This window comes from Vibrio sp. 811 (assembly GCF_033339195.1).
On the sequence record NZ_JAWOUB010000006.1, the window covers coordinates 37,044 to 62,907 of the forward strand.

General features: G+C 46.7%; 24 protein-coding genes. 12 read left to right on the plus strand and 12 right to left on the minus strand.

The genetic code is table 11. The features are described from left to right. Positions 1 to 2: 2 nt before the first annotated feature. Both R7Q46_RS11525 and R7Q46_RS11530 read right to left on the minus strand, forming a co-directional pair. On the minus strand, positions 3 to 929 hold the full coding sequence (locus R7Q46_RS11525) for a metal ABC transporter solute-binding protein, Zn/Mn family (RefSeq protein WP_213871436.1): 927 nt from the start codon (positions 927 to 929) through the stop codon (positions 3 to 5). Continuing rightward, positions 919 to 2,061, minus strand: coding sequence for a hypothetical protein (locus tag R7Q46_RS11530; RefSeq protein WP_182015828.1), 1,143 nt, complete (start codon positions 2,059 to 2,061; stop codon positions 919 to 921). The genes R7Q46_RS11525 and R7Q46_RS11530 overlap by 11 nt, the downstream gene beginning before the upstream one ends. 208 nt (positions 2,062 to 2,269) lie before the next feature. On the opposite strand from R7Q46_RS11530, the gene R7Q46_RS11535 reads away from it, so the two are divergent. Next, positions 2,270 to 2,941, plus strand: a complete 672-nt coding sequence (locus tag R7Q46_RS11535; protein ID WP_137282793.1) for a cupin domain-containing protein — start codon at positions 2,270 to 2,272, stop codon at positions 2,939 to 2,941. A gap of 73 nt (positions 2,942 to 3,014) precedes the next feature. Here the strand turns inward: R7Q46_RS11535 and R7Q46_RS11540 are convergent, their stop codons facing one another. Next, complete coding sequence (locus R7Q46_RS11540; protein ID WP_005373737.1) at positions 3,015 to 3,254, minus strand: YdcH family protein; 240 nt, start codon at positions 3,252 to 3,254, stop codon at positions 3,015 to 3,017. 232 nt (positions 3,255 to 3,486) lie between these two features. Here R7Q46_RS11540 and R7Q46_RS11545 point away from each other — a divergent pair, with 232 nt between their 5' ends. Then, the gene (locus tag R7Q46_RS11545) at positions 3,487 to 4,524 is read left to right on the plus strand and encodes a DUF4382 domain-containing protein (RefSeq protein WP_213871437.1); all 1,038 of its coding nucleotides are present in this window, start codon (positions 3,487 to 3,489) and stop codon (positions 4,522 to 4,524) included. 80 nt (positions 4,525 to 4,604) lie between these two features. Here the strand turns inward: R7Q46_RS11545 and R7Q46_RS11550 are convergent, their stop codons facing one another. After that, a complete protein-coding gene (locus R7Q46_RS11550) occupies positions 4,605 to 5,501 on the minus strand; it encodes a LysR family transcriptional regulator (protein ID WP_137282795.1) in 897 nt (298 codons plus the stop codon). Between the two features lie 80 nt (positions 5,502 to 5,581). Then, complete coding sequence (locus tag R7Q46_RS11555) at positions 5,582 to 6,451, minus strand: AraC family transcriptional regulator (RefSeq protein ID WP_005387011.1); 870 nt, start codon at positions 6,449 to 6,451, stop codon at positions 5,582 to 5,584. A 124-nt stretch (positions 6,452 to 6,575) separates the two neighbouring features. On the opposite strand from R7Q46_RS11555, the gene R7Q46_RS11560 reads away from it, so the two are divergent. Next, on the plus strand, positions 6,576 to 7,724 hold the full coding sequence (locus R7Q46_RS11560) for a PLP-dependent aminotransferase family protein (RefSeq protein WP_005373746.1): 1,149 nt from the start codon (positions 6,576 to 6,578) through the stop codon (positions 7,722 to 7,724). A gap of 409 nt (positions 7,725 to 8,133) precedes the next feature. Next, positions 8,134 to 9,162 (plus strand): hypothetical protein, encoded by a 1,029-nt coding sequence (locus R7Q46_RS11565; protein ID WP_318077512.1) that lies wholly within the window; start codon positions 8,134 to 8,136, stop codon positions 9,160 to 9,162. A gap of 68 nt (positions 9,163 to 9,230) precedes the next feature. Here R7Q46_RS11565 and R7Q46_RS11570 read toward each other — a convergent pair whose 3' ends face one another. Beyond that, on the minus strand, positions 9,231 to 9,557 hold the full coding sequence (locus R7Q46_RS11570; RefSeq protein WP_005387015.1) for a DUF4156 domain-containing protein: 327 nt from the start codon (positions 9,555 to 9,557) through the stop codon (positions 9,231 to 9,233). Between the two features lie 42 nt (positions 9,558 to 9,599). Between R7Q46_RS11570 and R7Q46_RS11575 the strand changes: the two genes are divergently transcribed. From R7Q46_RS11575 to R7Q46_RS11585, 3 genes are all read left to right on the plus strand, one after another. Next, positions 9,600 to 9,755: a hypothetical protein gene (locus R7Q46_RS11575; protein ID WP_213871512.1), complete on the plus strand. Its 156-nt coding sequence runs from the start codon at positions 9,600 to 9,602 to the stop codon at positions 9,753 to 9,755. Positions 9,756 to 9,782: 27 nt separating this feature from the next. After that, entirely contained in the window at positions 9,783 to 10,493 is a 711-nt protein-coding gene (locus R7Q46_RS11580; RefSeq protein ID WP_005387017.1) for a biotin/lipoate A/B protein ligase family protein, read from the plus strand. Between the two features lie 285 nt (positions 10,494 to 10,778). Next, a complete protein-coding gene (locus R7Q46_RS11585) occupies positions 10,779 to 12,347 on the plus strand; it encodes a DEAD/DEAH box helicase (RefSeq protein ID WP_005387019.1) in 1,569 nt (522 codons plus the stop codon). A gap of 106 nt (positions 12,348 to 12,453) precedes the next feature. On the opposite strand, the gene R7Q46_RS11590 is transcribed toward R7Q46_RS11585, so the two are convergent. After that, positions 12,454 to 15,333, minus strand: coding sequence for an amylo-alpha-1,6-glucosidase (locus tag R7Q46_RS11590; protein WP_248486509.1), 2,880 nt, complete (start codon positions 15,331 to 15,333; stop codon positions 12,454 to 12,456). A 220-nt stretch (positions 15,334 to 15,553) separates the two neighbouring features. Between R7Q46_RS11590 and R7Q46_RS11595 the strand changes: the two genes are divergently transcribed. Then, entirely contained in the window at positions 15,554 to 16,465 is a 912-nt protein-coding gene (locus tag R7Q46_RS11595) for a LysR family transcriptional regulator (protein ID WP_053307204.1), read from the plus strand. Here R7Q46_RS11595 and R7Q46_RS11600 read toward each other — a convergent pair. Beyond that, a complete protein-coding gene (locus tag R7Q46_RS11600; RefSeq protein WP_239938757.1) occupies positions 16,418 to 17,353 on the minus strand; it encodes a LysR family transcriptional regulator in 936 nt (311 codons plus the stop codon). The genes R7Q46_RS11595 and R7Q46_RS11600 overlap by 48 nt on opposite strands. Positions 17,354 to 17,552: 199 nt before the next feature. On the opposite strand from R7Q46_RS11600, the gene grxB reads away from it, so the two are divergent. Then, positions 17,553 to 18,182, plus strand: coding sequence for a glutaredoxin 2 (gene grxB / locus R7Q46_RS11605; protein WP_025536479.1), 630 nt, complete (start codon positions 17,553 to 17,555; stop codon positions 18,180 to 18,182). 10 nt (positions 18,183 to 18,192) lie between these two features. Continuing rightward, on the plus strand, positions 18,193 to 19,317 hold the full coding sequence (locus R7Q46_RS11610; protein WP_239938755.1) for an alkene reductase: 1,125 nt from the start codon (positions 18,193 to 18,195) through the stop codon (positions 19,315 to 19,317). An 83-nt stretch (positions 19,318 to 19,400) separates the two neighbouring features. On the opposite strand, the gene R7Q46_RS11615 is transcribed toward R7Q46_RS11610, so the two are convergent. Genes R7Q46_RS11615 through R7Q46_RS11625 form a run of 3 tightly spaced genes read right to left on the minus strand, consistent with a single transcriptional unit; the run spans position 19,401 to position 21,778 of the window. Beyond that, positions 19,401 to 20,459 carry a zinc-binding dehydrogenase gene (locus R7Q46_RS11615; RefSeq protein WP_318077514.1) on the minus strand — a complete coding sequence of 353 codons (1,059 nt, stop codon included), beginning with the start codon at positions 20,457 to 20,459 and terminating at the stop codon, positions 19,401 to 19,403. A 4-nt stretch (positions 20,460 to 20,463) separates the two neighbouring features. Further along, complete coding sequence (locus tag R7Q46_RS11620; protein WP_318077515.1) at positions 20,464 to 20,976, minus strand: 2,4'-dihydroxyacetophenone dioxygenase family protein; 513 nt, start codon at positions 20,974 to 20,976, stop codon at positions 20,464 to 20,466. A gap of 40 nt (positions 20,977 to 21,016) precedes the next feature. Beyond that, positions 21,017 to 21,778: an SDR family oxidoreductase gene (locus R7Q46_RS11625; protein ID WP_318077516.1), complete on the minus strand. Its 762-nt coding sequence runs from the start codon at positions 21,776 to 21,778 to the stop codon at positions 21,017 to 21,019. A 131-nt stretch (positions 21,779 to 21,909) separates the two neighbouring features. On the opposite strand from R7Q46_RS11625, the gene R7Q46_RS11630 reads away from it, so the two are divergent. Beyond that, positions 21,910 to 22,932 (plus strand): helix-turn-helix transcriptional regulator, encoded by a 1,023-nt coding sequence (locus tag R7Q46_RS11630; RefSeq protein WP_318077517.1) that lies wholly within the window; start codon positions 21,910 to 21,912, stop codon positions 22,930 to 22,932. Between the two features lie 20 nt (positions 22,933 to 22,952). Here R7Q46_RS11630 and R7Q46_RS11635 read toward each other — a convergent pair whose 3' ends face one another. Further along, entirely contained in the window at positions 22,953 to 24,386 is a 1,434-nt protein-coding gene (locus R7Q46_RS11635) for a PLP-dependent aminotransferase family protein (RefSeq protein ID WP_137282804.1), read from the minus strand. 271 nt (positions 24,387 to 24,657) lie between these two features. On the opposite strand from R7Q46_RS11635, the gene doeA reads away from it, so the two are divergent. Further along, a complete protein-coding gene (gene doeA, locus R7Q46_RS11640) occupies positions 24,658 to 25,845 on the plus strand; it encodes an ectoine hydrolase DoeA (protein ID WP_005373780.1) in 1,188 nt (395 codons plus the stop codon). The last annotated feature ends 19 nt before the right edge of the window (positions 25,846 to 25,864 follow it).

Sequence of the window (25,864 nt, forward strand, 5' to 3'; positions counted from 1 at the left end):
GCTTAGATCTTCACAGGAACGGGCGGCACTAACACATCCAGTAAATCATCAATGACCTGATCGTACATCTCATCCAAGCTTTCACCCTCAGAAACGGTCAATGGCAGTTGAATCACAGGTTTGTCAGTATGATCTTGCAACCAGTTCGCTGGACGCTGATCCTGATGAGAGGAGTAAACAATCGCATCAAAACTGTCAGCATCTAACTTGGTAAGCGATTGCAGGTGAGATGTGGTCGGTGAAATGCCCGGTTTAGGTTCGAGATCGGCAATCTGCTTCATTCCGAGCCAATCGTACAAATAACGATACGTCGCGTGATAACCGACAACTTGCTTACCCTTTAAAGCAGCCCCTTTCTCATTCCATTCTTTAAGCTTTTTACGCCAATGAGCACGAAACTTCATACCATTCACTTGGTAACTTTGTGCGTTGTCGGGATCAATCGCTTTTAGGCGCTCCGTGACTTTACGAGATAATGGAATCATGTCATTTGCCGCAAATTGAACATGTGGGTTACCGTGAGCGTGTATATCTCCCATGCTACGGTCAACGTGAGCATGAGTATCTAACATGCGCACGAAGTCCGTCGCGTAGATCATGCTCGGCGCACCATTTTGCACCGCCGCATTGCTGCTACGAACTTGCAGCATAGGTAACCACCCCACCTCTAGTTCTGCGCCCGAACACATTGCCATGTCCGCTTGGCGCATCTTCGCAATCAAAGAAGGGCGAGCTTGTACGTAATGTGGGTCTTGCTTGACCGTTGTCGCTGAATAAATACTGGCATCTGGCGCGTGGCTTTCAAGAAAGGCTTTCCATTCTGGCTCACAAACAAAAATGTTTAGAGCTAAAGCAGGCGAAGAGATGATGGCAGCTCCTGCCGCCATCATCACCAAACTGCATTTATTCAATGTCAGCTTAGAACGCATGAGCACCGTGCGCTCCAAATGTCATCACGTATTGCAGAGTGAACACGTTGTCTGTCTCACTGTCTTGGTTATCAATGCGAGTGTATTGCGCACGGATAGTACCGAAATGAGAAGAATCCCATGCGATCATCGCATCCATTTCTTTATCATTCAGCTCAGTAAAATGCATGTGGTCGCCGTGTGCATGACCATCGTAGCTTTCTGCTTCGCCGTAACGTAGACCAGCTGACCAGCTTGGGTTGAAGCGATAAACGCCCGAAACATAGTATGCGCTTAGGTTGTCTGGTGACTCTGCATCGTTTTTATATTTGCTGTCTACCACACCGTCTAACAGCATGTATTCAGCCGATAGCGTGAAGTTGCTGTATTTGTAATTACCGTCTGGTGCCCATTTCCAAACAAAATCAGCACCGTAAAGGTTCGCACCTGTCACTGCTGCGCCATGATGGTGCTCGTGATCATGCTCTTCTTCATGACCGTGGTCGTGATCTTCGAACTCTTTAACCTTGCCGTTTTCGTTGCGCAGGTAACTTAAACCAAACTGCCAACTTGAAGATTCGGAGAAGTCATTCCCAAGCTTCAGCGTCGTGGTGTACACGCCAACTTCAGAACCATCTTCGACAGAAGACATTTTGCTACCACTAAGCGCTTCTACACCAAGTTTTACGTAAAGGTCGGTTGGCAACACGATGTTTGCACGTACACCATCATCGTAGTAGTGCGAGCCAAGGAAAGTACGATAAGCAATTGGACGCTCGACAAAGCTATCGGTGTGCATGTGTTGGTTATTCAGATAACCAAAGTCAGATAGGAATCGGCCAGCGCGCACATTTACACCATATGGCAATGCCAAAGTTTCGATGAATGCCTCTTCAAGCTCTAATTCTGTATCATCACCATGACTTTCAAGAACCGCGGTCAATGCGCCGTAAAACTTGTCGTCGATATTTGATGAGAAGTTTAATTCCGTATGGCCTAGACCAAAGCCTTCTTCGCGCTCAGAATTATGACGTTGGCCATCTTGGTAGTAGCCATCAACAACAACACCAATCTGTGGGTTCGATAGTGTGTCGGCAAAAACAGGGGATGCAAAAATGCTACCGATCACGAGAGACACCAATTTCTTATTCACTACTTTTTCCTTTTTGTTATGTTATAACATTTAATTTTGCGATGTTATAATATAACAATTCTCATTACACAAGCAGAAATTTAAATTAGGCTCCGATTTCATGTTCGTACTCAATCCATGAATTGGGCTATCAACAAATGAATCAATTGATGTTTTTTATACGTATACTAATGAGAATTAGTAATTAAATAAGTAACGGAATTTCAATATGTTGAATATGGATTTTTCAAAAAGAATCGTGATAGATACTGCTCAACAGGAATGGATCGCCAGCCCTTCCAAAGGTGTGTGGCGCAAACCTTTGGAACGAGAAGCCAAAGAATCAGGGCATACCACCAGCGTCGTTAAGTACGAGCCAAATTCGCAGTTTTCGACTCATCCTCACCCTCAAGGAGAAGAAATATTGGTGCTCGAGGGGGTATTCTCTGACGAATACGGTGACTACCCTGCCGGCACTTACCTTCGTAACCCTCCAGGAAGTCAACACGCACCATTTAGCAAAGAAGGCTGTGTGATTTTAGTTAAACTAAATCAGTTCGAATCTGAGGATCTTGAAACAGTTCGCATTAATACAAACCAAGCGAGCTGGCAGAGTGGTGTCGGTGGGTTGCAAGTCATGCCTCTGCATGATTTTGAGCATGAACATGTCGCATTGGTTAAATGGCCGAAAGGCGAGAAGTTTCAACCACACCGTCACTTTGGTGGTGAAGAAATTTTTGTGTTATCGGGGGAATTTAAAGACGAGCTAGGAACCTATCCTCCCTACTCTTGGATCCGAAGCCCACATATGAGCGAGCATTTTCCTTTTGTAGAGCAAGAAACGATCATTTGGGTAAAAACTGGTCACCTGCCGCTCCAAGCTCCTGCTCAGCACTCCTAATGTTTGCACACTTGGCATCGTCCATTGGAACTAAAATCGGCCCGCTATTTACGAGCCGATGATCATTTCGTCACTAAGAACCCATTATTCGCGAGTGGAGCCAGTCTTTGAGCTCAGCCCGGTTATGTTTTAATACGTTCATTTCGTGATCATCAATCGGGCTTCCTTGAAGTTCTAGTACGCGGATTTCCTTATCTAAAGCATTGTAGTTTTTAACGGTTTCAGCAAATGATGCATCGTTTTCGGTAAGCTGAGTAATGGTATCCAAATGTTCTGGGAATTCATGAGTTAATGAGTGATTTTCACCTAACATAGAGACCTCTTGGCTAGAGTTGTTGATGTATTTATCCGCTCATTTTTTGAGCGACACATTTCTAACCATAGCACTTCAAATAGCACAATATCGTCGATTTGAGCACACTTTTACTGAACTTCTTAGTCATGGTTTATCACTCTTTTAACCGCGCGACTCCGCTCGTTATTATTCTGTGTTTTATCAATAATCGACTACATTTAATACACTTCTCATAAAAAGGTACATCTAAATGAACAGCATGAAAATTGGCTTGATCAGTGCGTCAATAACAGTTGCGTTGATTGGCTGTAATTCAGACAGTGACTCTGTCAGCACAATGACTCCGGTTACCTTGTCTGTATCAGATGCCCCTATTGATGACGTATCAGAAGTGGTTATCGCATACAACAAAGTGGCATTTCTCCCTTTGGATGGTGGTACACCACAAGTTTTCGATGTGTATAAAACCGACGAAGACGGAAATTTCGTTGACGAAAATGGTAATCCTCTGCTCGATAATGAAGATCCAATACCATTAAGCGTTAACTTACTCGACTTCCAGGGCAGTGACGCTCAAGAGTTAGTGGACGACGAGCTGATACCCACTGGCAATTACAAACTCTGCGTGTTTGCGAATGATGGCGATCATCCGGATTATCCATCCTATGTTGTTGATGAAGCGACCGGCAATCAAATACCACTGACCGTAAAAGGTAATGGGGCTTGTCCGCAGGGGGTCGGAAAAGATCCGAATTCTGGGGTACTGTTCTTTAATAATACCTTCGCAGTCAACCCTGACAACAACGAATTTGTGGTGGAGTTTGACCTGCGCCGTGGCTTAAAAGACGGAACAGGCCAAAACGAAGGCTACAGCATTCAACGCACCTCCGTCACTTTAATTAACACGGTTACAACGGGTGAAATTCAGGGAGATATCGCAACATTAACCTACCAAAACTGCGAAACGGATACCCCAAGCGCAAATGGGTATGCACACGCGGTCTACCTATATGAAGGAAATATCGCCGAAGAGAACATGGGGCCATTTGCAGGCGCAGAAGGCCAAATAATGCCAATCGCAGCGGCGAACGTAGTGGAAGACATTGATGAAGCAAATTACGAATATGAATTTGGCTTTGTAGAGCCCGGTACGTACTCCGTCGGCTATACCTGTACCGCAAATGACGATTCTGTAGATGGTATTGTTGCAGGTGAAACCTTTAGCATTTATCAATCTACCAGCGGAATTAGCGTCTTTGTTGGTACCGATACAAACGCAGACTTTTAATCTCTCTAACACTGCAGACCCTGCATGGGTCTGCTTTTTTTGCTATTCCAACTGAGCACGGATCATGGTCTTTGTGACTTTTAAACCTCTTCCCAATAAGGTGGCGTGCCATAGTATTCAGCAAAGTAATCAATAAAGGCACGCACCTTAGGCGCAATTAAACGAGAGCTTGGGTACACAGCCCAAATCCCAGCATCCATCGCTAAAGGGTGATCTTCGAGTACTTCCACTAGCTGACCACTTTGTAATTCTTGATAAACACTCCAAACCGAGTTGATAGAAATACCTAACCCGTTTACCGTCGCGTCTCTCATCGCATCACCATTATCAGTTTTAAAACGACCAGAAGTTCTTACATTGAGCATTCCATCTTTTGTATTGAATGACCAATTATTCATTCCAACTAAGTTAATACATTCATGATTCGTCAAGTCTTGGGGCTTGTTAGGTCTCCCAAATTGTTCAATATAATCTGGTGATGCAACGATAATACGACGATCTGGCGCAAGCTTTCTTGCGACCAATGAAGAATCTTTCAACTCAGCGACACGAATGGCGACATCAAAACCTCCCTCAACCAGATCAATAATGGAATCAGAAAATCGGCAGTCCACGGTTAACCCTGAGTAACGCGCCATAAAACCTTTTAATGCGGGCACAATATGTAAGCGACCAAAAGTTGCAGAGGCGGTTATACGTAATACTCCCGTTGGCGCACTCTGCCCTGATCCAACAGCTCCCCTTGCTGCCTCCACTGTTGCAAGGACCTCCTCCGCGTGAGGTAAAAAAGCCTGCCCTTCTTCAGTTAAGGAAACTTTGCGTGTGGTGCGATGAACTAAACGAACTCCTAAGCTGTCCTCAAGTTTGTTGATGTGCGCACTAGCGACAGCAGGAGAAAGTCCAAGTTCTTGACCAGCCATGCTGATGTTGTGTGTCGAAGCCAAACGGACAAATAGCTTTACATGATCGATGTTCATTTAATTTTCAATTATTTGTAAAAAATCACCATATAGAGCTTAGCATTTTCTTCCTTACGGATAGTAAATAAATACTCCAGTTAGAAAAAACTGATGGGCAGATAGAAGTCCAGCTCAAACGCCTCATCATGGCTAAGGAAATGGTTTTTATGATAGTGAACATAAGCGGGAGTAGAACGCTGCTTAAAGCCTGAATTCGGCAACCACTTTTCTAACACCATACTCAATTGAGGAAGAAGCTCTCCATATACCCCTGTTAAGCGAAAAACAGCATGCAAACCACCCGGAATCGTCATTTGATTCACGACACCGCGTACTTTAAGCGGCTTATCAATCGCCATACAAGCCACATAGCGACACTTATCGAGCTCAACCCAAGCGGGGTTGGAGTGATGCAAACCGTATTGAACCGAAAAGTCCCGATTCTCAGAGCTTGCCCACGCCTTCAAAATCAGCCACGCATTGCGAATAGAACGGCTATAACCCTCATGTCGCACATAAGCCGCAAAGCGTTGTGGAACCTCCATAATTTTAGGTTCTGGCAACTCGCGTTTAGCAACCCGATGATAACCCGCAGCCACTTCCGGATCTTTTAGATACGGCTTTTCTGCGACTTGTAAATCATGCTTTCGCCACGCGCCAGGAGACATAGCGAACGTTGCTTTAAATGCTCGGCTAAAAGAAGATACCGAGCTAAAGCCGCACTTGTTAGCAATGTCTAACACCGACGAGCTGGTATCAAACATCAGTTGATTGGCGGCGTATTCCATTCTTGTGCGACGGATATATTGATGGACAGACTCCCCTACCACATCTTTAAAAATACGATGGAAGTGCTGTTCAGAATAGGCTGCTACATCTGCTAGCTCTTTAGCCGATAAATCTCTGCTAATGTCCTGGTGAATGTAAAACAGCACGTCATTGATCCTAGAAACTTGTTGGTGGCTCACGGAGTAAATTTTCGCTTAAATAGCATAAATGGACATGTTTAACAGCATAAATGGACACACCAAGCTTGGCAATTTACCTATACTATTTCTGACATAAAAAAGACAATTACGAGAAGCACAGCACATGGAAATCGCACAGTCATTACAACAAACTAAGTCATCCTACATCCGAGAAATCCTCGCAGCAGCGAGCGATAAGAACGTCATTTCTCTTGCAGGTGGCTTACCGGACGAAAAAACCTTCCCGATCGACTTAATGAAACCGACGCTCGAAAACCTCGCTAATATGCCAGAGGTGTTTCAATACGGCGCAACAGCAGGCTACGCCCCGCTACTTAACTTTTTTACCGATTATTACCAGCTGCCAGAATCTCATTTGGCGATGATCACAACGGGCTCTCAGCAAGGGCTAGATTTGATTGCGCGTGCGTACGTGAATCCGGGCGATAAAGTGGTGATGGAAGCACCGAGCTACCTTGGTGCTATGCAAGTATTCGGTCTAGTGCAAGCCAACATCGTGACCGTTTCACAAACCGAGTGTGGCCCAAACCTTGAAGAACTCGAACAATGCTTTGCCACGCAGCAACCAAAAATGTTCTACGCCGTACCCGATTTTCACAACCCAACGGGCGTATGCTGGGCGCTAGAGACTCGCCAAAAAGTTGCCGAGCTTTGTATACAATACGACGTGGCGTTCATTGAAGACGCACCATACCGCGAGCTGCGTTTTTCTGGTGAAGCGCTTCCACTGGTTTCGGACTTCTGCCCACAGCACTCCATCGTATTGCGCTCTTTCTCCAAAATAGCTTCACCAGGCTTGCGTATTGGTGTAGTTACGGGCAAAAGCAGCTACCTTGAGCCACTTATCAAAATTAAACAAGGTGCCGATCTGCACTCTAGTATTCCTATGCAAGCTTTGCTGTATGGCCTGCTGCAACATGACAACTTCGAAACGCACATTTCAACCATCTGTGCGCTTTACAAATCACGTTACGATGTCATGTTTGCTGAGCTGCAAAAACAGCTGCCAGAAAGTTGCGTAGTCAAACCCGTCGATGGTGGCATGTTCGTTTGGGTCGAGATTCCAGAATGCGACACCTTCGAACTGGCGAAAAACCTTCTCGCAAACAGGGTTGCTGTAGTGCCGAGCCCGGTCTTTTATCCAGAAGGTTCAAAGGTAAAAGCCGCTCTGCGTCTTAACTTTACCAATGCCACACCAGAAGAACTGACGACAGCTGTCTCTCGACTCGCGGATGTCCTCAACACGTTGTAATTGAACGCGAGTGTAAGAACCTGCCTTTGAGATTCGAAAAAGTCTCAAAGGCAGCATCAAAAAAGTTCCCCAAAAAATTTATATTTTTCCTTCAAATCAACTCTCTACAGTAAGTGCCTGTTTTCTCTTGAACCTCTCACTCATATAAAAATGAGAACTCAATCACGTATTTGATGGTTAGAAAAGTTACGTCTATCTTTCAGTCAAAGACATCAACTTCGCAGCGTTAATGCTCTCAATTTCAGACACTTTATCAATCGTGGCTTAGCGGTTGATAAACGACTAAAAAAGCATCTGTGGGCAGACCCACTACGAAGGGTTGACCAGAACCATTCTGAATGTCGCGAGCCAATCTTTTGATTGGCAATTACGTCAGTGAATCGCACCAAATGACAGAGGGGTTATCAGGATGAATACTCGAACCACGACAGGACTCGTCACCACTGGCTGGTCCGTTACACTTTCACTTTTTACCGCATTCGCCGTGTATGCCAATACGTCGCCAAACTGTAGTGACGTATTAGCGGGCAACACAACCGCCGCATCGCAAAAAATGATGGTTTTATTGGGCGAAGACATCACCAAATCCAACCGTATCACTACGGTGATTCCAGCCGAAAACAATCCATTTGTGACCGAAGAACTGGTTTCGGTTTCTAACGACGTATCGCCAAACGGTCGTCTTTCACAAAAGAGTTTGGAAGAGATTCGGAAAGTCCGCTCAAATCTAGAGAAAGCAGCACAGGAAGTAAGCCGATTACAGGGCACTTTTGAAGTGGCTTTCATCAGTTTGATTGATGGTTACTGCCAATTTTCTAATCATAAACGTACTCAACATGCCAAAATCGACTTTGACCATTTGGAAGGCCTCACTTTGTATTCAATCCCCGCTTTAATAGCAATGGTCGATCAGTCGTACTACATGGCAAAGAATCGAATCGCTAATGAGCAGAAACAGTTAAGCGACATTGAAAAAGAGAAACAGAGGCAGAAACATCAAGCAACCGCGGCAGCAGCCGCTCGTTACCAAGACGGTAACGTACTCGTAAGAGTCGAGAACTTTGATGGCGCTAATGTGACATTTTCCGTTACTAACATTGGATCACAAGGATCATTACAACCAAATTTCAACACGTTTAATGCATATCGCACAGAAAGTGGAGAATTAATCTACAAGTCAGAATCTTTATTACACCTGGCGGATACTGCAGGTAACACACTTGAAACAATGGGTATCGCTGAGCTCTCATCACAAGGTGGAAGTGACATATCGATCTCTCCTGGAGAAACCCGAAAATTCGTTACTAGCATTGCTTCAGAAGTCGCGCCACATACGCAGTTGAGCTTAGAGTTTCCAGCCAAAGTGCTTAATACCGAGCGAGACTTTACATTGTCGTTCTCTGATACATCAGCGGTGGCGACAGCAAACGTCAATTAACGCAAGGTAGCCAGTATTTGTAGAACGCATCAAAGACAGGAGAGCAGCGCCTGTCTTCAAGCCTATAGCTACTGTTTGCACTTGTAAGCATTTGCAAACATCGTTACTGACGTAGAAAAGCTCAATGGTTGATATAAGTACAAGGTATCTGCGTCTAAATCCGCCGCCTTGATGCGCATTTGGTTTAGCGTACCCCAAACCATGTCTTTATCTGCGTGAAGCCAATAGTCGTAAAAGTGGCCTTCTGAGCCGATCACGGTACCCATTAGTTCACAGTTTTCAATCGCATTCACATTGTCCCAAAGCACCTGTACTTGCTCAGATTCTTGAGTTGGGAACGTCACACATCCCGTTAATGATGCCGCTAACGCGAGAGTCATCACTCGCTTTTTCATACTTATATCGCCAAAATTTTTCATAGATGGCAGATTTTATGAATGGCTGATGTGATGACTAGCAAAAACTTTTTATCGCGTGTTCAAGCAGAATTAATGGACAACGGAAAAGATCCAAAAGGTGATCATGCAGCTAGCGAGCAAAAACCTAATAATCACAGACCTAGCAATAAAGCTGTATCTGAGATACAACAGTAATGATTAAATAGCCGCGAGGGATAGAGTTTGGTTGCTAAAAATAAGCTAATTCGCTACACAGCTACGGAAGTCGCTGATGCATTTGACAAAGAAGATGAGCTCATTAAACAAGTTCAGTCCAACCAACTCTCGCAAGTGCTATTGCTTTGGCAAGTAAAAAGTCCAACGCTCGTGCTTCCCGCGGGTAAGAAATGGCCAGTGTCTAATGAGTTAGAACATGCGTTAAATACGTCTGGCTGGAAGCTCTTTTCTCGTAAAACCGGTGGTGCCCCAGTCCCTCAGGTGCCAGGTATTATCAATCTATCCCACATTTACCACTGGCCAGAAGGCGAGCCTTACAACATCAAAAAAGCGTATCTCGATTTATGTGCGATATTAACGGTTTTCTTTAAACAGCTCGGCGTGAAAGTGGATGTTCATGCTACGCCTTATTCCTACTGCGATGGCGAGTACAACCTCAACATTGGCGGGCAAAAAGTCGTGGGAACCGCGCAGCGTGTTTTACTTAAAAAAGGCGGCGGACAAGTGGTATTGTCACAAGCATGCATTCTGATTGATGCCGACGTCGAGAAGATTGTCGAACCAGTACGAATGTGTAATCAGCTTTGCGGTCACAGCGATGATATTCGTGGTGATGTCCACACACCGCTCTTCCATCATATATCCGACCGTCCGTCGGTAGATTCACTCTTTCAGCAATTAACTAGCGCGTTTTTAATGCATGCAAAAGCGGAGTAATGAAAGGATCAAGCGCCCCCCTTGCTCCGAAAAGCATTCGATAAACTCAAACTGCATGCCGTGATAACGATGTAAGAATGGGCATCGCCAACGTAAAACCATTCAATCGATCGATCAAACCAGTTATCAGTTTTGCCTGCCAAAAAGAAATGAGATCCAGTTCAAATATTTATCCATGACGGAATTAGTTGAAGCCTGCGCGTAAAAGCCTCAGAATGTCGCACTTTTCGTACCGATTTGTTTTCGGCGCGTTGTTATCTAACTCTACAATTGAGAATCATACATATGGGTTTTACCTCGTTAGGTCTATCTGCTCCAATCCTTAAAGCTATTCAAGAGAAAGGCTACGACACCCCTTCGCCAATTCAGGCAAAAGCAATTCCTGCTATTTTGGAAGGGAAAGACGTAATGGCAGCAGCGCAGACTGGTACAGGTAAAACCGCAGGCTTTACGCTACCGATTCTTGAGCGTTTATCGAACGGCCCTCGCGTTCGTGCTAACCAAGTTCGTGCACTTATCCTGACGCCAACGCGTGAACTTGCGGCTCAGGTGCAAGAAAACGTGTTTATGTACAGCCGTCACCTTCCACTAAACAGTGCAGTTGTTTTTGGTGGTGTGAAGATCAACCCGCAAATGCAGCGTCTTCGCAAAGGTGCGGATGTGTTGGTCGCGACACCAGGGCGCCTGATGGATTTGTACAACCAAAATGCAGTGAAATTCGACCAACTGGAAGTGCTAGTGCTGGATGAAGCAGACCGTATGTTGGATATGGGCTTTATCCGTGACATTCGTAAGATCCTAGCTCTGCTACCAAAACAGCGTCAGAACCTACTTTTCTCGGCAACTTTCTCGGATGAAATCCGCGACCTTGCGAAAGGCTTGGTGAACAACCCGGTTGAGATTTCAGTGAACCCGGCGAACTCGACGGCGAGAACGGTTGAGCAAAGCATCTACCCTGCAGACGTGAAGAAAAAAGCACCGATGTTGGTTAAATTGATCAAAGACGGCGATTGGAAGCAAGTGCTGGTGTTTACGAAAACGAAACACGGCGCAAACCGTCTGGCGAAGTTCCTGATCGAACAAAATCTACCGGCTGCTGCCATCCACGGCAACAAGAGCCAAGGCGCACGTACCAAAGCACTGGCGGATTTCAAATCGGGTGAAATTCGTGTGTTGGTCGCGACGGACATTGCTGCGCGCGGTATCGATATTCCGCAATTACCGCAAGTGGTGAACTTTGAGCTACCGAAAGTGGCAGAAGACTACGTTCACCGTATTGGTCGTACTGGCCGCGCGGGCGAAGTAGGTAAAGCGATTTCACTGGTGTGTGCGCTAGAAGCATCTGAGTTGTTTGCGATTGAACGTTTGATTCAAGAAGTACTACCACGTAAAGAGTTGGAAGGTTTTGCGCCAACCAATGTGGTGCCAGAATCTAAACTGGATACGCGCCCAATCAAACCGAAAAAACCTAAGAAGCCGAAAAAACCAAAAGCGCCAAATGCTGCGGGCGAAAACGCTCCGGCAACCGAAAAGAAAGCAGGCAATGGTGCAAACAAACCTAAACGTCGCTTCAACGGTGGTAACAACGGCAACAAAAACAGCACCAACCAGGGCGGTGCGGGCAAGCCTAAAGGCAACCGTGAAGGCCAAGGTCGTGCAAACAGTAAACCAGATGACCGTAAACCTAACGGCAACAAACCAAATAGCAATAAACCGAGTGGAAATAAACCAAACGGTAATAAGAGTGGCAACGCTGGTAAACCGTCTGGTAACCGCAAGCCAAACAATGCTAAGCCTGCAGGAAACAAACCGTCAGGTCAGCGCCGTAAACCTCGTCCGCAGGCTGCAAACTAATCTGTAAACGGCCACCGATAGCAAATACAACAAAGCCGCTGATAATCTCAGCGGCTTTGTCTTTCTTAGAACACAGTTTTCTAGAACACTGCTTTGTTAAAACAGCCTACATTAAAGGTGTGATTCGAATATCTGCGATTTGCGCTTCGTTCTTTTCACCCTCAATACCACCAGCGTAGATGTAGGTTTCATTCGATTTGAGGTAACTCATATTGAAGTGGTCCTTCAGCGCGATCTGATAGGTTTTCCCCTGCTCCAACGCTACTTCAATTGGCGTTGAGTAACGCATACCTTGGTTTTCACCAATATGGCCCATCTGCAAGTAACCTTGACCAACCACTTTACCTGCATCATCCAATACCTCTAACAGTTTCACGGTATTCGTGATGCCAGTATTAAGTTGCCCTAGGTTATTGTTGTACCAAGCATCGAACTGGTAAGTGCCCGTTACAGGGGCTGTAAACGACTCTGCACCTTTTACGATGCCACTGTCTTTACTCACCGTAACCACTGAGACATTATCTTTGAGTGGCTGATATTCGCCATCGAGTTTGATGCGGATCTCTTCACCGACACAAACTGGTTGGCTTGGGTTAGAACGGAAGCCTTTATCGTTAATGCTTTCAGCCAAATAACAAGCAAAACCTGTTGGCGTATCGGAATAAGATTGAGCAATCACGTTCTTTTGAATCAGCTCGCCATTGCGATACAAGTTCACGTTGTACTTGCTCGTCACGTCAATCGAAACCGAATTATCAACGCTTTTTACTACCAGTTTTGGCTCTTGCGGAGAATAAACGCGGCTATCTTCACTCACATACGGTTTCACACCAGAAACTAAAGTAATGCTGCTATCTACGTTCACTAGCGCGCCCAGTGTCACGTGGAAATGCCCCTCTTCGTCCATTGTGACATTTTCAACTGGGTAGTAGCCCGTTTCATCTTTGCTTACTTCAGGCAAATCAATGGTTACCGAATAGTTATTTCCTTTAAAGGCAAAGTTTTCCAACGTGATTTGTTCAGACTGAGCCAACAAGTTATTGCGCACCCAACTTGTGATAAATGGCTTCACTTCCAACTTACCCGTTTCGGTATGGATGCCGAATAGGGTCTCTACCACCATGTTCAAGTAGCCACCCACAGACCAAAGCTGACGCTGAGAGTTAATCACTGGGCCATCCAAGCTCTGGTCTTCGCCATGATCACTATGGATGATGAATGACTTACCAGAAAGCCACTCTAAGTTTTCCATGTTGGATAAATTAGTTGCCGTGCCACGAACCAACGATTGAATCGCATTGTTCGCCGCAGCCACGTTTTGTGTTTGATGCGCGGCGCGCAAGCTGTACGCGGTAACAAATGGCCAAATTGCGCGATTATGGTACACAGGCACGTCCGGTTGTTGAGGGAAGTAAACCGGCACGCCAAACTCACTGTGTGGGTAATTGGCCATGATTTGTTTCGCCTGCGCATCACTTGCCACGCCACTGATGATCGCCAACGCTTCGCCCAACATATCGTATTTGTCGACCGCAATGTCTTTGCCATTGTCAAACAAATAGCTTACGTACATACCGCGTTCGGCATTCCAAAACTGCTCGTTGATAGCGGTTTTTAACTGCTCAGCCCAATCGGTGTATTTGACCGCGCTGGTTGAGTCGTACTTCTCTGCCAACTTAGCCGCGAGATGAATCGCGCGGTAGTGAACCACGTTTGTCGATAACGCTTTGCTGCTCCCAATCGTATTGACATCGTTTGGCGTCCACGTTGAATACGTTTGCTCACGCCAATCGAGGAATGATTGTTCGCCAGTGTATAAACCAGATTTCGCATCAAAAGCCGCCAAGCGATCGGCTTCAAGTGTATTACTGATAGCGTTATATGCGCGCTCAGCAAATTGGTTGTACTCTTCCCCATCTAATGCCGAAAGTAAGCGTTCAGCACCAAGCGCCCAAGTCGTGCGATCGGTACTGATTGGCCAACTGCCGCCAGTGCCCGTGTCTTGCACAATCTGCTCGCCATCGTATTGCTGATCGGTCGTGTCGCGGAAAGCAGACAATTTGAAATTCAAACCATTTTGCACCCGAGTTGGATTCATCAATGCAAGCGAAAGGTCTGCTGCGTACGCCAAATCACGCGTCCATACGTAATGCCACTTCGCGCCCGTCTCAAAAACTTCCGCTTTGATTGGGTTGTTGTAGTTGTAATTGCCGTCTTTGATTTCAGAAACGGCAAGCTGGTCTAGCTCTTTCATCGTCAATGCAAACAACGCGTCAAACGCGACATCACCCGACACCACTCGCGGCCCTGTTTGCTCATTAATCACTAAGCCTTGGTCGAGCGCATCACGCAACTCTGTCGTCGTTGAAATACCAAATTCACGTAGCTCCGCTTTAGGATCTTTCACCGAGAAAATCACGGTATCACTCGAGTCATCGTAATTGGCGAACAGTTTCACTTCTTTGCTCTGATGCCCTTCATGCACCATTGCAGGGTCGAGAATCGCATCAGAGTAGTATTTTTCCGCTTCTTCTTGTGTTGCTTTCGTCACAGTCATTGTCGCGCGACTTTCATCGGCAAAGCTCACAGAAAACTTGTAATACCCTTTGTCTTCAAACGTGATCTCAGAGTTGCAATCATCGTTCATACACGCTTCATTCGTGTCTGGTTTTGGCAGGTACTCCTGAGCTTTATCGAACGCCGCGGGCTCCTCAAAGTAGGTGTATTGGATCTGCCAACCCGGATCAGCAATCTTGAACTGATTACTACCTCGAGCGACGCGCAGTACGGTTTCGTACTCGTTATTACCCAAATAGTTTAGCTTGGCATGCTCTGCCGTGCCCCAATCTCCATTTAAACCACGTAAATATAAGTCGGCTGAAATAATTGGTTTGTCGACCGGCACTGGCGCATCAGAAGAATCTGACCCACATCCAGCAAGACCAATACAAGACGCGACAGCAAGCGCAATAAAACTCGGTTTCATGTTCATCCCTTAGATTGTTGTTTTGGCGACAGTCTAAAGAACACCTTTTTGAGGGGAAAATAGGAAGTCAGGAGCGAGCTATAGATAACATCTATACGTCAAACCCCAACAGTGATGTAGATCTATGAAATGCGCATAATTTCAATCAAATGAGATTACAGATTTGTGATTTATAAATGAAATTGTGCAAAATACCCCTCGTTCTTAGAGGGGAAAGAAAATGGACAAATCTCTGCAGCAATTTTTACTGGTTGCACGCTGCCAAAGCATCAGCGCTGCGGCAAGAATGGCAGGGTTAAGCCAGCCAACGGTAACAAGCAATTTAAAGAAGCTGGAAGAGAATCTCGGCGTGACGCTGTTTGAACGTCACCCTAATGGCATGGTATTGACCGAATACGGACGCATCCTCTATCGCCATAGCAACGCGATGCAGCATGAATACAACCAAATGATGCAAAGCATTGATGAACGGAAACAATACCAAGTCGGAAAAATTAAAATGGGTACTGGCGATGCGTGGTGGCCGCTGTTCGTCAAAAAAGCACTCAATGAACATCTGAGCAAGCAGCCATCGGCATCTACGCACGTCGAATTTGGCAACCACTTAGGCTTGATGGATTCATTAATCAGCGAACAGATTGAATTCTTCATCGGCCACGAGATTGTCGGCTTGTCGTCTAAATGTGATGTTACGTTTATTCCACTATTTCAAACGGTTGATGCCTATTTTGTTTCCCCAAACCACCCACTTCTAGGGAAAACCGTCACCGAAGATATGCTGCACGAATACCCCGCTCTTTCGGTCACTTATGACGCTAAGAAATTCGCTCACGTCATCGATAACCCAATCCCGAAGCAAAATGAACGCGAAAGGCAGCAACTGGATGACAGACCGACTTACGAAGTGGATTCTCTGCTCGCCAGTATTGATGTACTGAAAGAAAGCGTCGCGGTGATGTCTTATACCGGCCACCTCAAACCGTATTTGGAATCCTTTGGCTTACGATGCTTAACCATGGAAAACGAACCAAACCCTGGCACCGTCGGGATTTATCGCCACCGCCGAGAAACCTCTGAATCGCATCTAGATCTGATTGCTGGCATCACTCAGCGCGCTAAATTGCTCAACTAGAAAGTCCAAAAACAGGCGAACTCTTTTCGGTTGATATTGGCGGCTTTGATAAATGACATGTAGATCCGCTTCAGCGCCTTGCGAAAAGGCGCTGAAGTTTTTCATATACCCATCCAAAACCGTTACTAAACGTTGTTTTTTGAGGTCTTGCTGAATATCTAAAATCGATTTCAATGCAATCCCCGCACCGTCCAACGCCCATTGTCGAATCACTTCACCATCATCAGAAAATCGCTTTGGCGTGACCGTGATCGATTGGTGAGACTCTTCATCTTTAAAGTGCCACGTTTTTAATTCTTCATTGCTGCGCACCATGGCTAAGCAGCGATGATCCGCGAGATCTTGTGGACAGTTTGGGACACCTTGCTTCGACAAATAGTCAGGTGATGCGCACAGCACGCGTTGACTCGACGCCAGCCTGCGCGAAATGAGATTGCTGTCCGCTAACTCACCGTAACGAATCACTAAATCGAGCCCCGATTCAGCCAAGTTCGATAAATTGTCATTAAGATAAAGATAAGGCGTCACATCCGGATATTGCTCAGAAAAAGCCGACACCATAGGCGAAATAATTTGTTTGCCAATATCTCGTGGAGCTGAAATTTTCAACGTTCCGCGCACTTGCGAAATACCCGTTTGCAGTAAGTTTTCCGTCTCTTTCACGCTATCAATGATGTTCAGACAAGCTTGATGGTACATTGCCCCTGCGTCCGTGAGTGATACGTGGCGTGTGCTTCGGTTGAGCAGCTTTACGCCATAGCGTTCTTCTATCGCTTGCAGCCTTGCCGTTACCGTCGCCGGAGACAAACCTAACTCCCTTCCCGCCGCTGCCAGACCTTGATGTTTAACGATGTTGACAAACAACGTCATATCCGAAAACTTATCCATCTTCGCGCCCTTATTGTTTGGAAAAACTGAATAATTAATTCAGATATTACCCAATTATCAAATTAAGTCGAATCCATATACTGACCCTATCGACATTGTTTAGACCCAGAACATTATGTGACAGGGCAAAGTTAAACGCCGTAACGCTGTTCAACGCACAACAACACGCCCTGCCCAGCCAAGAGATAGGAAACAAAAAATGAAACTGTACATTTATGAACATTGCCCCTTTAGCGCCCGCGTCCGTTTTGTTGCAGGCATGCTGAATATTCAACTCGACGTCATCAACATTGCTTATGACGACGAGAGCACCACCACAAACATCATCGGCGCAAAACAAGTTCCTCTTTTGATCAAAGACGATGGTGAAGCCATGGCGGAAAGCTTAGACATCATCAACTACTTCCTTGAATTGGCATCTTCCAGCGAAAAAAGCCAACCCTCAACACCGGTTTTAGACTGGCAAAAACAAGCGTTTTTACCGCTACAAAAAGTCGGGTATCCGCGTTGGTCAAACATGACGTTACCGGAATTTGCAACAGAAACCGCTAAACAAGCATGGCGTGCAAAAAAAGAAACCGAAGCGTTAAATTTTGAAGCTTTGATTAACGATACACCTGCGATTGCGAAAGAAGTCGCCGCTTTGATAGAACAAACTAAACCCTTGCTCAACCTAAGTTCAGAAAAGCAAACGTCACTGGTTGATCAGGCCATTATGTTCTCCATTCTACGCGGCTTTTTCAGTGCGCCCGAAGTGCAATGGGATCCAGCCGTACTTCACTGGATGGCAACCGCTCGTAAAGCGACCAACGTGCCAGTACTTATCTAAGGAGCGCATCATGAAACAAAGAACAAATAAGCTGTTTGAACCAGCTCAACTGAAAGCGTTGTCACTACAAAACCGCATTGTCATGGCACCAATGACTCGCGCACGCACCACTCAGCCGGGCAACATCCCGAATGAGATGATGGCAACGTATTATCAACAGCGCGCTTCTGCCGGGCTGATCATTTCCGAAGCCACACAAATTTCGGACGATTCTCAAGGCTATTCGTTCACACCTGGCGTTTACACCGATGCGCAAGTGGCGGGCTGGCAAGGTGTGACCCAAGCGGTCAAATTACAAGGCGCAGCGATGTTTTGTCAGCTATGGCATGTGGGCAGAGTGTCTCACCCAACATTCCAAAATGGTGAACAGCCTATCGCACCATCTGCGCTCGCTCCGGTAGAGACGCAAGTTTGGATTGCAGATGAACAAGGCAACGGCAATATGGTCGATTGTGTTGAGCCACGCGCAATGACACAAGCGGATATCAACCGAGTTGTCGGTGATTTCGCGAACGCAGCCAAACGCGCTATTGAATCGGGTTTTGATGGTGTAGAAATCCACGGCGGGAATGGGTATCTGATCGATCAGTTCTTAAGAACCAACTCAAACCATCGAACAGACAACTACGGCGGTTCACGAGAAAATCGTATCCGTTTTCTTATCGAAGTGGTGGATGCAGTTATCGCCGCTGTTGGTGCGCATCGAGTTGGAGTGAGATTGGCACCATTCATTACGTTTAAAGATATGGACTGCCCAGATATCGTGCCGACGATCCTAGAGGCATCAAAACAGCTACAGGAGCGCGACATTGCCTACTTGCACTTGTCCGAGGCCGATTGGGCCGATGCACCAACGATTCCCGAGACGTTTCGAATCGAACTTAGAAAGCGCTTTCGCAACGCTATCATTGTCGCAGGTCGCTACAATCCTCAGCGAGCAGACGAAGTGTTAGAGAAAGGCTACGCGGATCTTGTCGCATTCGGACGACCATTCGTAGCAAACCCAGACTTAGTCTCTCGCTTGCAACATCACCATCCGTTGGCAGAACTCGATGGCTCAACGTTGTTTGGCGGAAACGAACGAGGCTACACCGATTACCCTGCTCTGCAACGGGAATGCGCAGAACAAGCCTAACAAAAAAAGCCCCAACCTAGCTGCTACGGTTGGGGCTGTCACCAAACTAAAATTGGTTTTAGCTAGCTTAATCTGGCTAAGAGTTAAATCACTTCTAGCGCGCCGCTGCGCCAAGGTTCGATCACCACTTTGATGTGATCATTTGGCGTCATTAACTGTGTAAATGCGTCTTCGACACCGTCGATTCCCACTTTGGCGGTGAGCATTTTCTGCCAAGGCAACGTGTGTTCGGCAATCGCTTGTAGGCATTGCTCAAACTCGTGCGGTTGGTAGTAGTAAGAGAATCTCAAATCGAGCTCTTTTACCGTCGCGTACGCGTAGTTAATGATTGCGGGTGTAGTATGGATACCCGAGATGACGATTCGCGTTCGGGCAGGGGCGCGGCGCAGAAAATCGTCAATCAAAGTATGCTTGCCAACACACTCGTAAATGACCAGACGTGAGTTCATCGCGTACTGCTCACCAACGGCGATCTCGTCTTCCTTAGTCGGGTTGATCAATCGATTTGCGCCAAACTCACTAGCAAGTAGCAGCTTCTCTTCCTGAAGATCGACCGCAAGAATATTGCTGACGCCGCGTTGTTTGAGCGCTGCAATCACCGCCAGCCCTATAGGGCCGCAACCGACAACCAGCGCGGTTTCTTCCGTTTCGATTTCACTGCGATTGACCGCGTGCAAACCGACCGCCAGTGGTTCGGTCAATGCCGCCGCCTCAGACGGCATTTCGTCTGGGACAGGTAGCAATAACGCTTCATCAAGCAGGAAGTACTCAGAGTAAGCGCCATAAGTACCCGGAGTAACACCAACGCCCGCGCCATTTTGACTGAGCAACATCGGTACTGAGGTGACTCGGCTACCAACAGCCAACGTTTGCTGCGTATCGGCACCGTATTCGATAATTTCCGCGCAGAACTCATGCCCCAACATCACTTGAGCGTGCTCACCGGATTCATCAGGTATCAACCCGAGCTGGTGGAATACATCAAATACCTCATCCGCGTGTCGAGTAATGTGAAGGTCGGAGCCACAAATGCCACAGGCAAGGCTGCGAACCAACACTTGTCCCGAAGCGGGTTTGGGGATTTCGACTTGCTGCAGGCGGACTCGGCCATCCTGCATTACAATACTGTTCATCTGTTGCATGGGGTTACTCCGCTAGCTCATCGCTTAGGCCAGCAATCGCACCCGGTTTGATATAGCGCGCAGTGAAGCCTTGCGCTTTGGCAGCGGCAACCACCACTTGCTCAATCCAACCTGCATCCATAATGTTGATGAAGTTACCCTCTTCGTCAAAGTTAATGTTCGCACCTTGGATCACCATAAAGCCATCTGCACCACCCGACTCTTCTGGACAGTGAAAGGTATGAATCGAACCACCTGGCTCATACAAATAACTACCAGCGGTTTGGACTTGGTCTGGGTATTCAATGTAGTGCCAAGCGCCACTCAGCGTATAGAAATGCACCACGCCAGTGTGGAAGTGCTTAGGCAGAGTGATACCCGGTTTGAATTTGGCACGAATCACCCAAGTACCATTTTCTGGGTCAAGAAACAACGGGTAAACATCAACACCCGGTAACGCGTCTTTGATGAGCGACTCTTCATTGGTATTAAGAGTTAATAAGAAATCTTGGTGCTGAATAACTTCTGGTAATGACATAACTTACATCCTCGCTATTGCTGTAATGTGGCGTGCTTGCCTATCCCATAAGTGGGTACTTAAAATTCTCGAAACCGTCAGATGCGCTGATGGTACAACCGTTGATACAGTTGGCTTTCTCGCTGACCAGAAACGCCACCACATCAGCAATCTCTTCTGGTTGTGTGAAGTTTTGACGCATCTGTTCTTTGCGGATGTGGTCCCACAGGCCAATCTCTTCGTATTGCCTTAACATCGGAGTATCAACGCGTCCCGGAGCGACAGCGCAAACACGAATACCCAATGGTGCGAGTTCTAATGCGGCGCATTTGGTCATCATATCGACTGCGGCTTTACTGACGTTGTAGGTAAAGGTCATCTCAGACGCCATTCGTGCGTAAACAGAAGAAGTATTGAGGATCACGCCCGGCGTGCCTTGCGCTTGGAATTGTCTTCCAGAGGCAAGAATGCCGTAGTAAACGCCATTTTGGTTGACCTTAGAGATCGGCTCAAAATCGGCAATTGGGTCGTGGTCAAGCAGAGGTTTCGGTGCACCGATGCCCGCGTTGTTGACCATGATGTCAAGTGAGCCAAATAGTTCGACCGCGCACTTCACCATAGCTTCAACTTGTTGGTAATCGGTGACGTCCGCGACAAAGGTTCCCAACTGCTTTGAGTCAAAACTTGTGTACATTTGCAGTGATTGTTCTGAAATATCGACAGCAAGCACTTTGGCTCCTTGCTCTCTCAGCTTTGCAATGATGGCTTGGCCAATTCCACCAGCCGCCCCAGTCACAATGGCCGTTTTATTGATAAGTTCCATACTGCTTCTCATCCATGCGTTGTTGTTATCAAAATGTAACCTAGATCAACTCACTGACACTCACTTGACCTTTTGCGAAGTAAATTTGATACATTGCGATTTACAACCTGTTAACATTTAAAAATCGAGACATGTATATCGTACGAAGTGGCGCTGCCGATAAATTTGATAGCTTGGTTTCCGAACTGGGGCAGAATCCGGTTGAGATTATGGCTGCCGTCGGGCTGTCTGCGGCGCAGTTTCGCAATCCCGATACGTATCTCGCCTACCCTAGGCTGGCTGAATTGCTGGAGGAAGCGGCTGCTCGTTGTCAGCAACCGCTGTTTGGCGTGTTGCTCGCCGAGCGTCAAAACCTACAGAGCTTGGGAGACTTGCCAATGCTGGTTTCCCGCGCGGAAACGGTCGGTGATGCCTTGGCTCGGGTGAATGATTTTCTCTATCTACATTCGTCAGGGGTCACTCTTAACATGACGCCACAAGATGATTGGGTACGGTTGTCGCTCAGTATTGATGTGCACAGCGAACGCGGTATCGCACAGTTGATGCAGTTGAGTGTGTCGCATCTGGCGATGTTTATTGCCAGCCTTCTTGATATTGAAGCGAGCCACTTCTCTTTACACCTCACCCAACACGCCAGCTTCGAGGCAGAACAGAGCGAATTTGCCCAGCAGAACAAACTGCGTTTCGGTGACAAGTTTGACGGTATCCTACTTAAAGCGAGTCTACTTAACGCTAAGAACCACCAAGATGAAGACGCACTAGAGCGCCATTTTCAACAGCACCTCAAAGAGCTGCAAACCCGTTACCCCAACAATCTCAGTGACCAAGCGGCAAACATGATTGGTCGTCTGCTCTCAACCGGAGAATGCAGCGTGGAGCGTGTCGCCAGAGCATTGGATTTACACCCGAGAATGCTGCAAAGCAAGCTAAAGCAGCAGGGCACGAGTTATCGACAGCTACTGCAGCAAGTGCGTCAGGATTTCGCCGAACAGCGATTGCATGAGAATATTCAGAGTATTACCGATATCGCGTTGCAACTGGGCTATGCAGAAACTGCGGTCTTCAGCCGCCACTTTCGCCGTTGGACGGGGAAATCGCCGAGACAATGGCGACAAGAAAAAACTCAGTTACAAACGTTTAAGCCCATCAGATAAAAGCATAGATAACCTATCGCTCAGACCAAAAAGTGTGAGGTGGGAGGGTTGGTATCGAGAATTTCAGCAATCACAGATAACCCGTGTTTGATGTAGCCTCGATTAGTCTCTGCTCCCAAACTGATTCGCACGTAAGGCATTGGCTGATTAGTATCGAGAACAAACGGTTTGTATCCCGTGATCTGCACCCCTGAACGCTTTGCCGAAGCAACCAGGTCATCGCTATTCCACTGCTCGGGTAGTCTCAACCAAATGTGCTGTCCATTCGGGTGCGAGCTATAAACATGCCCTTCTAAAGCGGCTTTTGCTATTCGCTGTCGCTTAGCAAACTCATTGACTTGAAAGCGAATAAGTCGATTTAACGTACCGTTTTCGATCCACAAATGAGCGACTTCAAATGGTAATGGAGTCGCAGACCAACTCGTTGCCGCTAAACGACCAATCGCGTGCTGCAAAAAATGACGTGGGACCGTCAGATAGCCAGTGCGCATGCCTGGCGCTACAACTTTGGTTAAACTGGTGACATAGAAAGCTTGTTCGGGTAACAATGTGGCAAGGGGTGGGACACGGTTAGGTTCTAGTGCTCCATACACGTCATCTTCAATGACATAGATGTCGTATTTCTGCGCAATATTCGCTATCGCCTCTCGGCGTTCAACATCCATATGCGCACTAGTCGGGTTAGCCATGCTCGGTGTGCAACACAATACCTTGATTGGTTTGTGTTTACATGCCCATTCAAATGCATCCGGCGTTATACCAAACTCATCCATTTCAAGTGGTTGCAACTTAAATCCAAGCATTCTCGAGCGAGAGATCAAGCCATGATCAACCAAGTGACCACAAGCAACTAAATCACCGTGTTCAACAACTGTGCTTAAAGCCAACGTTAAACCATGGCATGCACCATTTGTGAGTAATATTTGATCGGCACCCACATCCAGCCCTTGGCTACTTAGAAATCGTGCTCCTGACTCAATATGATGAGGCTGACCTGTTACCGGCTTTGCTTTACTGATCAAACCACGATTGTTTGTTTGCCCAGCAATCTCCATTAACGCCTGATTAAAAAGCGTAATGTGGCGATCGGTCACCACTGGATGTGCAATCGACATATCAATTTCATCCGGCGTTTCTTTCATCTCTTGTGTCAGCATGAACTCCGTGTCCGTACTTTCATCCACAAAACCTGATTTGACAAAAGTACCATTCCCAACCCAAGACTCGATCGCCCCTTTTTTCTCTGCATAACCATATGCATGGCTCACCGTTTGTACGCTGACGCCAATTTGTTCTGCAAACTCACGATGTGTGGGTAATCGAGTCCCCGGTTTTAGATAACCACTGCGGACACATTCGACAAGATAGTTACCAATGGAGATGTATTTAGCGGTGCCTGGCCGAATGATCGGGTTCAAAGAAATTGTCATGACACAATATTTTAATTGATTCATTTTTAACGCTCATTGTAACTTCCATTTAACAAATGGCGAACTTTAACTCACAAAACGAGGTGAAATGCACAAAAATAAACCACAATTGTAATGATTGACATGAAATGTATGGGTTAAACAAACATGTTAAACAGCATCGTTTAATCCAAATACAACCCCAGAGGTAAATTGCAATCATTTTTAACGCAGATCTGGCTAGCTGGTAGAAGGTAGAAATACCTCAGCGTCTCCGAAGGCCCATAAGGCGTCGGATTTCTAACAAGGAGAAAATATGAGAGGCGTTGCTTTGCACTTTACACTGGATGAGTTCCAGGATCGGTTAACGAAAGTTCGGCAATCGATGGAAGAAAGAGAATTGGATGTCCTTATCATTCATGACCCTTCTAACATGGCGTGGCTGACAGGCTATGATGGGTGGTCTTTTTACGTGCCACAATGTGTCGTTGTTGGTCCATCTGATGAGCCAGTTTGGTTTGGACGCTGCCAAGATGCCAACGGAGCATACAGGACTGCGTATATGTCGGCAGAAAACATCACCTACTATCCAGACCATTATGTAATGAATCCGCCGCTACACCCGATGGATTTCCTGGTCGAAGCCGTACTGGCTCCGCGCCTTTGGGATCGTGGTCGTATCGGTGTAGAAAAAGATAACTATTACTTTAGCGCCACCGCTTACGAATCACTCACTACGCACCTACCGAATGCTCAACTTCTCGATGCAACCGGACTAGTCAACTGGTGCCGCGCCGTTAAATCCGATCAAGAACTGGCATACATGTACCGTGCCGCTCGCATTGTTGAAAACATGCACCGTGTCGCGTTCGACATGATTGAACCAGGATTACCGAAACACCACCTTGTTGCCGAGATTAACCGTCAAGCAGTGCTCGGGCATGAAGACCACTTTGGCGATTACACCGCGATTGTGCCGCTTTTGCCATCAGGTTCTGATGCTTCCGCACCTCACCTGACTTGGGATGACAGACCCTTCAAGAAAGGCGAAGGGACGTTTTTTGAAATTGCAGGGGCGCACCGCCGTTACCATTGTCCACTCTCTCGCACTATTTTTCTTGGCGAGCCTGACGACAAGTTTAAACGAGCCGACGAAGCCCTAACTTTAGGACTTGAAGCAGGCCTAAAAGTGGCAAAGCCCGGAAATACCTGCGCCGACATCGCCAATGCACTAAACCAGGTTCTCGATAAAGCGGGATTCTCACGCGAAGGCGCCCGTTGTGGCTATCCAATAGGTTTGAGCTACCCGCCAGATTGGGGGGAACGAACCATGAGTTTGCGAGACACCGATAAAACCATCTTGAGAGAAGGCATGACATTCCATTTTATGCCAGGGCTGTGGTTCAAAGATTGGGGGTTAGAAACAACGGAAAGTATCGTCATTACCCATGATGGAGCAAAAACATTGTGTGACTTTCCACGCCACTTATTTGTTAAACACTAATTTTTCAAACCTCAAGCTC

Bases quoted from the DNA above. Each gene is read 5' to 3' on its own strand.
- R7Q46_RS11525 (WP_213871436.1), bottom strand. From the start codon at position 929: ATGCGTTCTAAGCTGACATTGAATAAATGCAGTTTGGTGATGATGGCG.
- R7Q46_RS11535 (WP_137282793.1), top strand. From the start codon at position 2,270: ATGTTGAATATGGATTTTTCAAAAAGAATCGTGATAGATACTGCTCAA.
- R7Q46_RS11540 (WP_005373737.1), bottom strand. From the start codon at position 3,254: ATGTTAGGTGAAAATCACTCATTAACTCATGAATTCCCAGAACATTTG.
- R7Q46_RS11545 (WP_213871437.1), top strand. From the start codon at position 3,487: ATGAACAGCATGAAAATTGGCTTGATCAGTGCGTCAATAACAGTTGCG.
- R7Q46_RS11550 (WP_137282795.1), bottom strand. From the start codon at position 5,501: ATGAACATCGATCATGTAAAGCTATTTGTCCGTTTGGCTTCGACACAC.
- R7Q46_RS11560 (WP_005373746.1), top strand. From the start codon at position 6,576: ATGGAAATCGCACAGTCATTACAACAAACTAAGTCATCCTACATCCGA.
- R7Q46_RS11565 (WP_318077512.1), top strand. From the start codon at position 8,134: ATGAATACTCGAACCACGACAGGACTCGTCACCACTGGCTGGTCCGTT.
- R7Q46_RS11570 (WP_005387015.1), bottom strand. From the start codon at position 9,557: ATGAAAAAGCGAGTGATGACTCTCGCGTTAGCGGCATCATTAACGGGA.
- R7Q46_RS11575 (WP_213871512.1), top strand. From the start codon at position 9,600: ATGGCTGATGTGATGACTAGCAAAAACTTTTTATCGCGTGTTCAAGCA.
- R7Q46_RS11585 (WP_005387019.1), top strand. From the start codon at position 10,779: ATGGGTTTTACCTCGTTAGGTCTATCTGCTCCAATCCTTAAAGCTATT.
- R7Q46_RS11590 (WP_248486509.1), bottom strand. From the start codon at position 15,333: ATGAAACCGAGTTTTATTGCGCTTGCTGTCGCGTCTTGTATTGGTCTT.
- R7Q46_RS11595 (WP_053307204.1), top strand. From the start codon at position 15,554: ATGGACAAATCTCTGCAGCAATTTTTACTGGTTGCACGCTGCCAAAGC.
- R7Q46_RS11600 (WP_239938757.1), bottom strand. From the start codon at position 17,353: ATGGATAAGTTTTCGGATATGACGTTGTTTGTCAACATCGTTAAACAT.
- grxB (WP_025536479.1), top strand. From the start codon at position 17,553: ATGAAACTGTACATTTATGAACATTGCCCCTTTAGCGCCCGCGTCCGT.
- R7Q46_RS11610 (WP_239938755.1), top strand. From the start codon at position 18,193: ATGAAACAAAGAACAAATAAGCTGTTTGAACCAGCTCAACTGAAAGCG.
- R7Q46_RS11615 (WP_318077514.1), bottom strand. From the start codon at position 20,459: ATGCAACAGATGAACAGTATTGTAATGCAGGATGGCCGAGTCCGCCTG.
- R7Q46_RS11620 (WP_318077515.1), bottom strand. From the start codon at position 20,976: ATGTCATTACCAGAAGTTATTCAGCACCAAGATTTCTTATTAACTCTT.
- R7Q46_RS11625 (WP_318077516.1), bottom strand. From the start codon at position 21,778: ATGGAACTTATCAATAAAACGGCCATTGTGACTGGGGCGGCTGGTGGA.
- R7Q46_RS11630 (WP_318077517.1), top strand. From the start codon at position 21,910: ATGTATATCGTACGAAGTGGCGCTGCCGATAAATTTGATAGCTTGGTT.
- R7Q46_RS11635 (WP_137282804.1), bottom strand. From the start codon at position 24,386: ATGAATCAATTAAAATATTGTGTCATGACAATTTCTTTGAACCCGATC.
- doeA (WP_005373780.1), top strand. From the start codon at position 24,658: ATGAGAGGCGTTGCTTTGCACTTTACACTGGATGAGTTCCAGGATCGG.